Source organism: Pedobacter immunditicola (genome assembly GCF_037482985.1).
In the GTDB taxonomy this organism is placed as follows: Bacteria; Bacteroidota; Bacteroidia; order Sphingobacteriales; family Sphingobacteriaceae; genus Pedobacter; species Pedobacter immunditicola.
Window position 1 is genome coordinate 409,836 of the sequence record NZ_JBBHKC010000005.1, and the last position, 13,501, is coordinate 423,336.

Sequence of the window (13,501 nt, forward strand, 5' to 3'; positions counted from 1 at the left end):
GTTAGACAAAAACTTTTGGGGTTCACTTCAAATCGATGCAGCCTTTTGTTTTTACTGAGAACTTATAAAAACGAAAAGGCCTTCTGGCTAAAATAAATTCAACTGGCTCCCCGGTACTTGAAACAATTTGGAATCAAGAACAATTGGCTTCACATTCAGCTTGTTTAACCGGCAATGCAATTTAAAAGTGTCACTGATCATTTGCGAGATATTGCCTTCTCCACGCATCCGCTGACCGAACCTGCTGTCATTAACCTGGCCCCCATGACAACTTTGTATCATGTGCCAGACCTTTTCAAAACGGTCCGGATAGTTCTTTTTTAACCAATCCTCAAATATCCCCCCAATGGCACCATTTAACCGCACCACCGTATAACCGGCATTTTGCGCACCACAGGAAGCAACAGTTTTTAAAATCTGGGGCACTTCATGATCACTTAAGCCCGGAACGAGGGGTGCAACCATTACGCCCATTGGAATTCCGGCTTTGCTGAGGGTTTCCACAATTTTGAGCCTTTGCTTGGCAGTTGTGGTCCGCGGCTCCATTTTAGCACGCAACTCTTCATTTAAACTGTTGATTGAAACATAAACCATGCAGAGGTTTAATCTAGCCATTTCCTGCAGAATATCCTGGTCACGTAACACCAGGGCATTCTTGGTAATGATGCCTATTGGTTGCTTATAAGCGAGCGCTATTTCCAGGAGTTGCCTGGTGATCTTGAATTTTCTTTCTGCCGGCTGGTAGCAATCAGTATTGCCTGATAAGGAAATCGTACTGGCATCCCAGTTTTTCCGCTCTAAGAACTTCTTGAATAATGCCGGAGCCTCTCTCTTCACAATGATTTTACGCTCGAAATCCAATCCGGCGCTAAAGCCCCAATATTCATGCACATTTCTCGCATAACAATAAGTACAGCCATGTTCACAGCCCTGATAAGGGTTTAGCGAGTAGCCCATCCCGACATCCGGACTGTCAACTTTGTTAACCACCGAACTGGACTGCGCGAAGATGAAGGAAGTTTTGGTATTCTCCACTTCCCAATCATCAATACCCTCCACATGCTCCTTTACATAATCGTTTTTCAGAAAATGATTATGTGGATTTAACTGTGCACCACGGCCCTTAAGGTAATTGCTGTTGTTTTCTTCCTCATTGATCATGCTCAAAAATACTAAATTTCTTAGTATTTAAGAAGTGTTATTTATTTATTTATTGGGATGATGTAATCCATCGGCACCATGTCGGCTATTTTTTCATAGGCCCACACGCCTTCATAAAGCAAGGACTTGCTCTGAAAAATCCCTCCGGACGCATAAAAATGAACCGGCCTTTCCATCATATGGACGATCGAGATTTGGTAATTGGGAATATCCAGGGGTCTGCTGATCGCATGCCCAGAAGTATTGGTGTATTCATTGGTTTCCCGCTCTTTGGTATAAATGACATAAAGGTCATCTTCAAAATTGATGGTTTTTAAGTTATTATATTTTTGCTTAACTAATGTGTCTATTAATACTTCACCGCGGTTAAGGGTGCTGATTTCCTTTGGCATCTGCTTAATTCCAGACCAATATTTCAGAGAGTCACTTGCAATTGAGCCGACACGGATCACGCCATGTTGTGCCCTCATCAATCTGCGCATATTGGCATCAATCATACTGTCGGATGGCCGGCCGGAATTTTTAAGTTTCACCAGTTTGTTGATCACAAATCCTTCTTCTTTAGCATTCCCGAGGTAGAGTGACCTGAAAAAATGTTGTGAAGAGCCATTATAAGCCGTTTCCCTGGCCTTCGCCCAAGCCTTCCTTTTGGCTTTCGATCCCTTTAGCTCTTCAAAATTCGGCAGACCGGAGTAATAAACAATCCGGGTATTGTAATCGTATTCAAAATACTGAAGCAAATATTTCAGCCTGTATCCTAAAGCCTTATTTTCAATGACCAGAAACTCGTTTGATTTCACAGTCAGCAATCGTCTGTTGCTGTCGAAATCAACGTTAAGCGCCTGTGGATTTAGTAGTTTGCATTTTTTTGCATGAGGGGTTTTTCCAATAAAGAACTCCTTAAACAGATTGATGTACCGTTCTCTGTTAGGATCCACCCTGATCACTACTTCACTCAGCTGAATGGCATTTTCCTCCAGGATGATTTCAACCGCTGCCGACTTATCTGATAAGATTACATTTTTAGTGTAGGGGAGGAAGCCCATCATTTCCACCAGCACATTATAGTTGCCGGGTTTTAAATTGGCAAGTATAAATTTACCATCATTATTCGTTACCGTCGCCGCTTTATAGCCACTCAGGTAAATCCCAGCACCAGGCAGTGTTTCGCCGCTTTTATCCTTCACCACACCTGAGATAGACAAGCCCTGTGCAACTGCGGAGACAGAAAGCAGCAACAGAAAAACAAAGCCTGCTAAGGATTTAAACATGTGTATTAATTTAATCGCCCTTTGCTCAAGAGGTCTTTCGCGTTGGCCAATGCAGACTCACCCGGTGGTTTACCACTCAGCATCTCAGCGATCACATAAACACGACCTTCATGGTCTAGCTTTTTAATGCCTGTGGTACTTCTTTCGGCACTTTCATCTTTATAGACAAAATAATGTGCATTTCCCTTGGCTGCAATTTGGGGTAGGTGTGTAATGCAGACTACCTGCATATTTCTTTCCAATTCACCGATTACCTGGCCTACTCTTAAGGCAATTTCACCTGATATACCCGTATCAATTTCATCAAAAATTAATGTGGGCAGGTCACTGTGTTTCGCTAAAATAGATTTAATGGCCAGCATGATCCTGGATAGTTCACCTCCCGATGCCACTTTTGATACTGGAGCCGGTGGCTGACCAACATTCGCAGAAAACAACAGGGAAATATTGTCCTTTCCATCTTTAGTCAAGTCTTTCAATATGTTTTGCTCGATCTTTATTCTGGCATTCGGCATACCAGCCTGGGTCAGGATTTTGTTGACCTGAACTTCTGTTGCCTTGATAGACTTGCTGCGGTTGGCAGATAATTTTTCAGCAGTTTTCTCCAGTGCTGCTTTTAAATTTTCCGTTTCGAGGTGCAGTCGTTCAATTTCTTCATCACCACTTAAAATCAGGCTTAAATTATTGGAAAGTTCCTCACGGATATCTATTAACTCGGCAATCGTGTTAACCCGGTGTTTTTGCTGTAAAGTATATAAGATATCCAGTCGATGACTGATTTCTTCAATCCTGGCCGGATTGAACACTACATCATCTCCCAATAGCGCTAACTCATTGCTGATATCTTTCAGTTCGATAAGGGTAGACCGCAATCTTTCCGTCAGTTCACTGTAAGTAACATGGAACTTTTCCACAGCATGCAATTGTCCGATGGCTTCTTTCAGTATCGGTAATGCAGCTACTTCTTCCTCGCTTAAAAGCTGGTAGCTATTGACCAGGCTGCGTTTAATGGATTCGGCATTGTTCAGTGCCTGCAACTCTGTTTCCAGGGTTTCCTGTTCCGTTATCTCTAAATTGGCATTTTCCAGCTCAGTGAACAGGAACTGTTCATAATCTTGTTTGTTGCGTGCTTCGTCAGCAAGCTTACGCAACTCCCGTAGACGGTGCTGGTTTTTTTTGTACTGCTTGAAATCCTCCCTATAAGCCGATAAGAGCTCTTCATGATTCGCCAGGCCATCAACTACCGCGAGCTGGAAACCAGGGTCATTAAGCTCGCGTGTGGCATGCTGTGAATGAATATCAATCAGTCGCTCGCCAAAGTGTTTCATCACCGTAAGGGTAACAGGGGTGTCATTTATAAAAGCGCGGGATTTTCCGTCTATGGAAATCTCGCGCCTAATGATACTGTCTTCCAGGAAATCCAAATCATGCTCTTCAAATAAAGGCTTTAATTTATCGCCTTTGAGTTTAAATGCGCCTTCAATAATGCATTTCTTTGCCTGGTTAAAAAAATATTTGGTCTCCGCGCGTTGCCCTAAAATCAGGGACAATGCACCCAGCATAATTGATTTTCCAGCTCCGGTTTCACCTGTAATAATATTCAGACCCTTATCGAGTTCTATCTCAACATTATCAATCAGGGCGTAATTACGTATAGAAAGTTTTTGTAGCATATCCTTTGCTAAATTATAAAAACTTAGCCAATGGATGCTTATTTATTTTTCAAGCTTTCCTGTACTTTTTCATTTCTTAATGTCGCTTCAACAGCTTTCTCAATTTCTGTATCCAGCTTTTTTAAGCTTTCTTCGTTGCACTCCTCTACCTGTTTCTCAATTTGCTTCTTAAACTCAGGTGAATTGAAATGTCTTTCCATTTCAATACTCATTTTCCGTGCATCAGCACCCATCTTTTGAGCGTCAATTTTCATTCTTTGCGCATCCGCTTTTATTTTAAGCTCGTGCTTTTTCCATTCAGGCGAATTGAAGCGTTTTACAATTACAATGTTTTGTCTTTTAAGCTCTTCCATTTCCTTTTTGAATTCCGGAGAGTTGAAGTGCTTTCTCATTTCTTCACCCATATTTTTCAATTCTGCCTCGTGTTTTTTCCACTCTGCAGAATTGAAATGAAGTCTAACTTTCTCCATTTGTAGTTTAGCCTTCTCCATTTGTTTTGCACGTTCCGGCGTTTTTACCGGAGCAGGAGGAGCTGCAGGCACGGATTGGCCAGGCACAGGAGGAGCAGGAGGTGCTGGTGGAACAGCAGGCAATGCAGGAGCCTTTTTGGTCGCACCAGAAGACTTTTTGATTTCCTTGGTTTTTTTAGTGATGGTCTTTGTTTTCTTTTTTGTGGTATCCTGATCATCTTGCAACGGTGCAATTGCATAGCCAGTTAAAGGGGCAGTTGCAATCACTGTGCTTACTTTGGTTGTTACTTTTATTTTACGGTCGGGAGCGGGTTCTGATTTTAACGGATTAACCCAGGCAAGTGATATTAATGTGGCGATCGTAATGCCAATAGCAAAAAGCTGCTGCTTGGCGGTGTTATAAGTCGTTTTCATATCGGTAATTCTTTTAATTCGTTGGTATAAATCATGGTTGTTGCCACCTGCAGCCATTGAAAATACCGGGGTATCCTTTTCTTTTAGTAATTCAATCTGCAACAAGGCATGTGCATAGGTAAGGGGTGTATGCGTTTTGTGTAAAACCAGGTCGTCGCAGGCATGTTCTCTTTCCCTTTGGACAAGGTTGCTGCAGAGCCAGGTAAAGGGATTGAAGAACAGGATGGTCTCCATGGCAGTTTTTACGATATTTAACAGGTAATCATTTCTGCGAATATGGCCAAGCTCATGGATCAGGATAGCTTCAACATGTACCAGGTCTAACTGGGTGGCAAAAGCAACAGGGAAAAGCACCACAGGTTTAATAAAACCGATCACCAAGGGTACATTGACCTGGTGGCTCAGGTAAAAGCCGATGTTCTTCTTTATTTTAAGTTCTTTTCGCATGCTCTGGAAAAGCACCTGCCATTCTGTTGGTACAGCCAGTTTCAGCGAATGCTTTAACTTCAGTATTTTGTAATAGCCTGTGGAAAGGATGGCCAGCTGTAAAAGCAGACCGATGACGTATAAGCCAACCAACAGCGGAAAATAATGTTCTGTCTGGTAGTTGACTGTGCTTGGAATAACTTTGGAAAGTGAAAGGCTATGGGTTACCGTACTGAGTGGCGGCCAGGTGAACACAGAAAAGAAGGTCCCGCAAAATCCAATAAATATCAGGCAAATGGTGCCGTAAGCCATATCATGCTTTACCCGGGCACTGAGCTTCGGTACCATGATGAAAATTAAAACCAAAAGGCCATATAAAAATGCGCCTTGCCATAAGGAATGAAAGATGCTCCACCCGGTGGCCTTAATGATGTTGTTAACCAGTGCTTCCATGGTATTATTTTTTACTGAGTTTTTCCAGGTATTCTTTAATAGAATCGATCTCTTCTTTACTCGCACTATGGTTACCCAGGGCCTGCATCACCAGCCTGGACGCCGATCCGTTAAAAACATTGTTGATCATTTTATTGACCAGTTGTTCCTGTGTTTTTTGTTGGTTGACAAGTGCGCGGTAAATGTGCGTCTTAGCTGAGGTGTCGCGCGATACAAGTCCTTTTTCATGCATGATCTGCATCAGCTTTAAGGTTGTTGTATAACCGGCATCTTTGCTTTGCTCCAGAATTTCGTGTACATCTCTAACTGTACAGTCACCTTTTTCCCAGAGGATCTGTAAAATTTCTAATTCGCTTTCGGTTGGTTTAAAGGAGGTTACTGTTTCCATAGTTGTTATACGAATTGTTTCGTATTCGAATCTACGAATATTTTCGTATAAACAAAAGATTTTTTATAAAATATTTTATCGGACAAAAATGTAAAAATAGGGGAGGATAATTATTGGGTTTTTATTGCCCAAAGTTTTAGGACTTCCTGGCTGATGTCCACAGCTACTTCCGTTTTAGTTTTGACCTGAAATTCTTTTTTATCGAAGTCTTTATTGAAAATGGTAATCTTGTTGGTGTCGGTTTTGAAGCCGGCGCCTTTATCATTTAAAGAATTCAGCACAATAAAGTCCAGGTTTTTTTTCAGCAGCTTGGCTTTGGCATGTTCTTCTTCATGCTCGGTTTCAAGCGCAAAGCCAACAAGGATCTGCTTTGCTTTTTTTCGGCTGCCCAGCTGTGCTAAAATGTCTGTAGTTTTTTTAAGTAGGATAGAGAGTTCAGAATCGTTTTTTTTGATCTTCTGCTCAGCAACGGCCAGTGGGGTATAGTCGGCTACTGCGGCACTCATGATGGTGATGTCGCTGTCGTCAAAATAATGCTGACAAGCATCGAGCATTTCTGCCGCACTGCTTACATCCACTCTTGTCAAGCGCTCGGCACTTTTTTCTGCTGTAGGACCGCTCACTAAGGTTACTTCAGCACCGAGCTTTGCAAACTGATCTGCGATGGCGAAACCCATTTTACCAGAAGAATGATTACCAATAAACCTCACGGGATCTATAGCCTCGTAGGTTGGTCCGGCGGTCACCAGCACTTTAGTGCCTAACAGCGGCAAGTCTTTTTTAATGAAGGCGATTAAAAAATCAATAATCTCTTCGGGTTCAGCCATGCGGCCTTCACCAAAAAGTCCGCTCGCCAGTTCGCCACTATTGGGCGCTATAAGGATATTGCCATAACCCTGGAGCTGTGCAATATTACTTTGCGTGCTCTGGTGTTTCCACATGTCCAGGTCCATTGCCGGGGCAAATAAAACCGGGCATTTGGCAGAGAGGTAAACAGCTGATAAAAGATTGTCGCAAAGGCCGTTGGCCATTTTAGAAATGGTGTTGGCACTGGCAGGGGCAATGATCATGTAATCGGCCCAAAGACCTAGTTCCACATGATTGCTCCATACACCGGTTTCCTCTTCGAAATATTGTGTATAAACAGGGTTTTTAGAAAGGGTAGCCAGGGTAAGCGGCGTAATGAAGTTTGCCGCATCGGCTGTAAGAATAACCTTGACGTTTGCACCTGCTTTGATAAAAAGGCGCACTAGAACTGCGGCTTTGTATGCAGCAATGCTGCCACAAACGCCAAGGATAATGTTTTTGTCTTTTAGCATGGTTTTCAATGCATGTGATGCTGCAAGTTAAGCCAATGCATTGATTTATTCCTGTTCTTTAACAGGGTTTCTGTAGTAAATTTTATCATTAAGAAACTCGTCTATAGCCACTAAAGTTGCTTTAGGTAAACGCTCATAGTGTTTACTGATTTCTATTTGTTCCCTGTTCTCAAAAATCTCTTCCAGATTATCATTTGCAGAAGCAAACTCGGCTAATTTGCCATGAAGTTCTTCCTTAATGTTATTTGAAATCTGATTAGCCCTTTTTCCAATAATGACTAAAGACTCATAAACATTTTGAGTTTTTTGATCTAACTCATTCACATTTCTCGTTACCGTTGTATTCGGTATAGCAGGTTTAATAGTATTCATTATTTTATTGGGGTTTTTATCACTTTGTTGATACTGTCTTTTTGTGCTTCTTTTTGTAAGCTCTCTTTATATTTAGCCACTTGTTCTTCCTGAGTAGCTAATACTTGCTTCGCATTTGCAATGCCTTTTTCACTCTCTTTTTTTAAGGCCAGAACATCTTCAGTCAATTTACTTTCCGGATGATTTTCTAAAAATTCATCAGCATAGGTAATGGCTTCTGTAAATCTTTCTTCCTGACGGAATTCATAACTTGCTTTAGCATATTCAAACTGCGACTTTACAATCAGCAAGTTCATTTCTTCTGCATATTTAATGTCTGGAAAATCTATCTGGGCATTTTTTAAAGCGATTACCGCAGATTTATAATTACTCAGGTCATAACCACCAAGTTCGTAATACATTTTCGCATTTGCGTATGCTTTGTCTTCTAATTTACCACGCAGGTCAGCAATGTATTTACTGGCTTGCTCCACTCTTTCACTCTTTGGGTACAAGTTAATAAATAACTGCATAGCATCAATAGCCTTATAGGTGTTTTCCTGGTCAAGCGTAAAGTCCGGTGAATCCAGGTAAAAGCAATAAGCGCCTAAATACCTGCATTCTTCAGCGTATTTACTGGTAGGGTAGGTATCGGCAAAGTATTTAAATTGAAATCTTGCAGTGGTGTAATCTTTTAAATTAAATAGGGTAAGTGCATAGTGGTAGTTTAGCTCCTCTGCTTCTGTTCTTCCCCTGTATTTTTGTGATAAGTCTTCAAATAGGATCAATGCTTTCGAATAATCCTTTTTATTATAAAGCCTCATTGCTTCCTGATATTTCTTTGCAACATCATTGCTGAGCCTGATCTTCTCAAAACGGCTTTTACAACCTGCTATGCTCAAAGCTATAACTATGAAACTTAATAAAAATACGTGTTTAATTTTAAACATTCTGCAAAGATAAGTTAATAATACGATAACGTCAATTAAAAATAATAAGGCGCTAAGCTATATAAAGGCATTGAACCTTTCAAGACCTTAACATATTTTAACAAAAAAAAATCAGGCATGACCTTTGGAAGGCTTTTTTGCTTACCTGTTCGTCATGCCTTTATTTAGATAGGCTTAATTTTTATACGGCTTTCTGCTTAAAAATAGCCTGGATTTTGTACTAAAGCAGGGTTAAGCTCTCTTTCTGATTGTGGAATAGGGAACAATAATTTATCCGGTGTAACCTGGTAAGCATCTGCTGACAAATAGTTTACCTGTTGTTTCAGGTTCGTTCCGAATGCATTCATCACTTCTACAGCCTTACCTGTTCTTTGCAAATCATGCCAGCGGTGGTTTTCGAAGGCAAGTTCAATACGGCGTTCATGGGCAATGATACCCCTTAATGCCGCCTGGTTACTTTCATTCACCGCAGGTAGTCCGGCACGTGTTCTTACCGCATTAAGGGCTTCAAATGGTGATTTTCCTTGTTCGTTTTGTACTTCTGCTAATAATAACAAGGCACCTGCATAACGATAGATCGGCCAGTTGTCACCTGCATTATTTGGCGCTTGGTGGGGCAGGTTCAGGTATTTCTTAATATAGGGAACACCTGTTTTACCTGGGCCAGGAATATAGTTTACGATGCTTTTGTTTGCTGATATCACCAGGAGGTCACTCGCATTATAAGCCCCTTCGGCAATAGCAATGGAAGCGTCAAGACGTTTATCGTTGGCTTCATAAGCGTCGATCAGGTCTTTTGTTGGGGTGTTCCAGCCACCAGTAGAGCCATTATTGGTTTTAGTGCCGGTAATCAGTTCCGTGGAATTTGTTCTCGGTAAAAACTGGTAAATAAAGTTATTCGGGGCTGTACCAACTGCAGTACCTTCCAGGTATTGAACTTCAAAAATTGACTCTTTGCTGTTTTTGTTGGCTGTAGAAAATACATCTGCATAATTGGCATGGAGTGCATAACCCATTGCCGGCAGCGTATTAAGTAACGCTTCCGCCTCTGCCCATTTTTTTTGTGTGGCATAAACTTCTGCCAAAAGCATAGTAGCGGCTCCTTTAGTAGCTTTCCCACTTTGTGGAAACCCTGCTGGTGGAGCTAATAACGTGATGGCATCTTTAGCATCTGCAATTAGCTGTGCATACACTTCTTCTGCAGTCGAACGAACCAGGAATGCTTCGTCTGCTTTTGTCACTTCTTTCAGAAATAAGGGCACACCACCAAAATGCCGTACCAGCTTAAAGTAATTCCAGGCGCGGATGAATTTCGCCTGTCCCTCGATATCAGCTTTTGCTTCCGGTGATAACGTAACGTCATTTATACGTCCAAGAACGATGTTTGCTCTGGAAATTCCTTTATAGCTATGAAAGTATACGGCATTGCTGTAAGAATTGTTTGGATTGTTGGTGAAGTCGGAAATGCTCTCCCTGTAAAGATACGCGGTTCCACGGTTACTTGGGTAAGCTTGATAAATGGTGTTATCTGAACGCATTTCCGAAGTGAAATAGTCATTCACAAGCAAGTCGCGAAGCGGCACGTAGGCAGCCATTACTCCTTGGCGTAACTGGTCTTCATTCTGGAAAAAAGTGCCTGCAGAATACGAGTCTTTAGGTTCAAGCGCTATAAAGTCTTTTTTACAAGAGGTTGCGGTAACTGCAGCCATCGCCAGTAAAATATATATTTCTTAGAGAAAGCTAATCACCCTGCCATCAGCCAGGAGGCCAGAAATCATCATATAGGTTTAGCGCGGTTTTTTAGGGCTTATTTTTATTATGATAAGGTGCAAACCTATGGCGATGTGCCCTGGTATTCGGGTACTTTAACCGTAGATGACTCAGATTTGTATAAAGGTCGTGATTCAAGGGTTTTGGTAATGGATTCTGTGCTTGCGGATTTAAATTTTGCGGCAACACATATCAGGGAAACTAAGGATAATTCTTCTTCCATTGTGACCAGACAAGTTGCTTTGGCTTTTAAATCGAGGGTATGTTTGTTTGAAGGAACCTTCAGGAAGTATCACCCGGAATTAAATCTGGCTGGTACAGCCAATAAATGGCTGGAAGAGGCTGCCTCGGCTGCCAAAACAGTAATGGATGCTAATCAGTACAGGATTCACAATACTGGAAAACCGGAAGCTGATTATAGAACCTTGTTTACCAGTGAAAATCCGGTTTCCTCGGAAGTGATGTGGGGCCTGGTTTATAACAATGCGTTGAGGAGATGGCATGAAGTGACCTGGAAGTTTAACAGTGCAACTTATGGATCGCGTTGGGGCTTAAATAAACAATTCATCAATACTTATTTGAAAACTGATGGTTCTCGTTTTACTGATGTAGCCGGCTATGATACGGTGCAGTTTGTGAGGGAAGTTAAAGACCGGGATTACCGTTTGTCGCAAACCATTAGAACGCTGGGTTATAAACGAAGTGATGGAAGTGCTGCTCCTTCCAATTTCGGGTATACTTTTACCGGATACCATATTCACAAATTCAGTTTAGATGATAAACGTTTTGATGGGGTTGCTGAATCTTATAACTCTATTCCCTTGCTGCGGTATGCTGAGGTGTTATTGAACTTTGCAGAAGCAAAAGCTGAACTTGGACAAATGGATGGCGCTGTATGGGCAAAAACCATTGCTGTGCTTCGTGATCGTGCCGGTGTAAGTAATGCAGCGCCTGTGGCCGCAGATCAGTATTTGAAAGAAGTTTATTTTCCTGAAATCAGCGATAAATATCTTTTAGAGGTGCGTCGCGAAAGAGGGGTGGAGCTTGCTTATGAAGGTTTGCGTTACGAAGATTTATTGCGCTGGAAAAAGGGTCATCTGCTGGAAATGCAATGGAAAGGGATTTATGTGCCTGCAAAAGATTTCCCAATGGATCTGGATGGCAATAAAACGCCTGATGTTTCATTTGTAGATAAAATTCCGGCAACGAAAATACCGGGGGTAGTCTATTATGTGTTGGATGGTAAAGCTGCAAAATTAACTAATGGTAATTCCGGACATGTTACCTGGAGAGATGATGAAAACAGGGTGTTTGATGATAAAAAATATTTGAGACCTATTTCTAATGCTGATATTGTCCTTAATCCTGAACTGACGCAGAATCCGGGCTGGTAGTAGGCACAGGATAAGCTGTTGAGGTAAAAGAGGCTGTTCCAAAAGTTGAATTCGTCAAGCATGACGTGCGGTTTGTGAAACAGCCTCTTTTTTAAAAAAAAATAATGATTTAAATTTCCTTTTTATAAACCTTATATATAAAGGTGTCGGGTAAAGATGGATGTCAGTATTCTTTCTTTTCTGCTTTTATTGAATAAATCATCGGAATATGGTTGCCTAAATGTTTTATTCTGTATTTTTTTGGTTCGACTTCAATAGTCTTATTGAAACAGTTGTAGGGTGAGTAGTCAAATTCATCAAGCGAATGAATTTCTAAGCCGTTTTTAATTAAACTGTTCAGCACTTCGCTCATACTATGGTTCCACATTACATATTCCTGGTGAATTTCTGCATCCCTGTCGGCATATGTTCCACTTTCAGTTTCCACGATTGCACCCGTGTTGAAATAGTTGTATTTGATTTTTTCAAAATCATCATCATACATCCAGACAAATGGGTGAAACTCTACAAATACAAATTTTCCATTGGGCTTTAAAAAACGGGAAATTAGGTTTGCCCATTGATCAAGATCCGGGAGCCACCCAATAGTTCCATAACTTGTAAAGACAATATCAAATTGTTCGGTTAAATACTGAGGTAAGTCGTAAATATCACAGCAGATAAAAGTTGCGTTGACATTGGATTTTTGCGCAAGTTCATTTGCACGTTTAATGGCTTCGTCCGATAAATCAACTCCGGTTACCTTTGCGCCTAATCTTCCTAAAGAAATAGTGTCTTGTCCAAAATGACATTGTAAATGTAAAATACTTTTACCTTTTACTTCTCCCAGAAGTTCCAGTTCAATGTCGTTTAATGATGAGTTGCCTTTTAAAAATCCATCAACATCATAAAAATCCGATTTCAGATGTGAATCGATTCTATTGTTCCAGGACTGTTTGTTGATAGCAATGTAATTACGTTCGGATTTCATTTCTTCAGGTTTTCTGAACAATTCTAGCTAAGCACGTTATCTCGGCTTTAATTTATGAATAAAAGACTAGTCTGCGAAGTAGATTAATTGTGTTTCCGGTTCCATTTGAGTTTTCCAATTTTCTTCCAGTTTGCCAGTAAGCAATGCAAATAGTAGTTCGAGGATAGCTTCCATATCTTCAGGGATTTACTTAATAATGATACAATTTATCGCTGTGATTGTTCTTTACCTTATCGTTATGTGCAATTGGTTGATCAATGTTTTGATCATCGAAGTTAATGTGGGGTAATAGTCAAGTGGTAATGGATCTAGGGTGGATCTACCATGGATGTACCTCCGATCTACCTTTTCTCCCTAAAAGGTAGATCGGAGGTAGGTTCATGGCTGATAGAGTATCGTAGTATATATAGGTGTGCTAAAGCTGGGTTCTTATTTTGATCGTTTCTTATGAAATGAGGCTTGTTCCTTTGTGGAATAACTTCGGATTGTGT

11 protein-coding genes are annotated in these 13,501 nt (G+C 41.0%); 1 reads left to right on the forward strand and 10 read right to left on the reverse strand.

Features of this window, described 5'->3' with window-relative positions:
* Window positions 1-87: 87 nt before the first annotated feature.
* The 9 genes from WG905_RS11315 to WG905_RS11355 all read right to left on the reverse strand — a co-directional run bounded on the left by WG905_RS11315 (window position 88) and on the right by WG905_RS11355 (window position 10,585).
* Window positions 88-1,161 carry a PA0069 family radical SAM protein gene (locus WG905_RS11315; RefSeq protein WP_339591841.1) on the reverse strand — a complete coding sequence of 358 codons (1,074 nt, stop codon included), beginning with the start codon at window positions 1,159-1,161 and terminating at the stop codon, window positions 88-90.
* Between the two features lie 41 nt (window positions 1,162-1,202).
* Window positions 1,203-2,432 (reverse strand): carboxypeptidase-like regulatory domain-containing protein, encoded by a 1,230-nt coding sequence (locus tag WG905_RS11320; protein WP_339591824.1) that lies wholly within the window; start codon window positions 2,430-2,432, stop codon window positions 1,203-1,205.
* Between the two features lie 5 nt (window positions 2,433-2,437).
* Window positions 2,438-4,105, reverse strand: coding sequence for a DNA repair protein RecN (recN, locus tag WG905_RS11325; protein WP_339591825.1), 1,668 nt, complete (start codon window positions 4,103-4,105; stop codon window positions 2,438-2,440).
* A gap of 38 nt (window positions 4,106-4,143) precedes the next feature.
* A complete protein-coding gene (locus tag WG905_RS11330) occupies window positions 4,144-5,868 on the reverse strand; it encodes a M56 family metallopeptidase (RefSeq protein WP_339591826.1) in 1,725 nt (574 codons plus the stop codon).
* Between the two features lie 4 nt (window positions 5,869-5,872).
* Window positions 5,873-6,256 (reverse strand): BlaI/MecI/CopY family transcriptional regulator, encoded by a 384-nt coding sequence (locus WG905_RS11335; protein WP_339591827.1) that lies wholly within the window; start codon window positions 6,254-6,256, stop codon window positions 5,873-5,875.
* A 110-nt stretch (window positions 6,257-6,366) separates the two neighbouring features.
* Window positions 6,367-7,575: a bifunctional phosphopantothenoylcysteine decarboxylase/phosphopantothenate--cysteine ligase CoaBC gene (coaBC, locus tag WG905_RS11340; RefSeq protein WP_339591828.1), complete on the reverse strand. Its 1,209-nt coding sequence runs from the start codon at window positions 7,573-7,575 to the stop codon at window positions 6,367-6,369.
* A gap of 45 nt (window positions 7,576-7,620) precedes the next feature.
* On the reverse strand, window positions 7,621-7,947 hold the full coding sequence (locus tag WG905_RS11345) for a DNA-directed RNA polymerase subunit omega (protein ID WP_339591829.1): 327 nt from the start codon (window positions 7,945-7,947) through the stop codon (window positions 7,621-7,623).
* Window positions 7,947-8,876: an outer membrane protein assembly factor BamD gene (locus tag WG905_RS11350; RefSeq protein ID WP_339591830.1), complete on the reverse strand. Its 930-nt coding sequence runs from the start codon at window positions 8,874-8,876 to the stop codon at window positions 7,947-7,949. The genes WG905_RS11345 and WG905_RS11350 overlap by 1 nt, the downstream gene beginning before the upstream one ends.
* A 197-nt stretch (window positions 8,877-9,073) precedes the next feature.
* Window positions 9,074-10,585 (reverse strand): RagB/SusD family nutrient uptake outer membrane protein, encoded by a 1,512-nt coding sequence (locus WG905_RS11355; protein WP_339591831.1) that lies wholly within the window; start codon window positions 10,583-10,585, stop codon window positions 9,074-9,076.
* A gap of 117 nt (window positions 10,586-10,702) precedes the next feature.
* Here WG905_RS11355 and WG905_RS11360 point away from each other — a divergent pair, with 117 nt between their 5' ends.
* Window positions 10,703-12,040: a RagB/SusD family nutrient uptake outer membrane protein gene (locus WG905_RS11360; protein ID WP_489737903.1), complete on the forward strand. Its 1,338-nt coding sequence runs from the start codon at window positions 10,703-10,705 to the stop codon at window positions 12,038-12,040.
* 163 nt (window positions 12,041-12,203) lie between these two features.
* Here the strand turns inward: WG905_RS11360 and WG905_RS11365 are convergent, their stop codons facing one another.
* Entirely contained in the window at window positions 12,204-13,010 is an 807-nt protein-coding gene (locus tag WG905_RS11365; protein ID WP_339591832.1) for a class I SAM-dependent methyltransferase, read from the reverse strand.
* Between the last annotated feature and the right edge of the window lie 491 nt (window positions 13,011-13,501).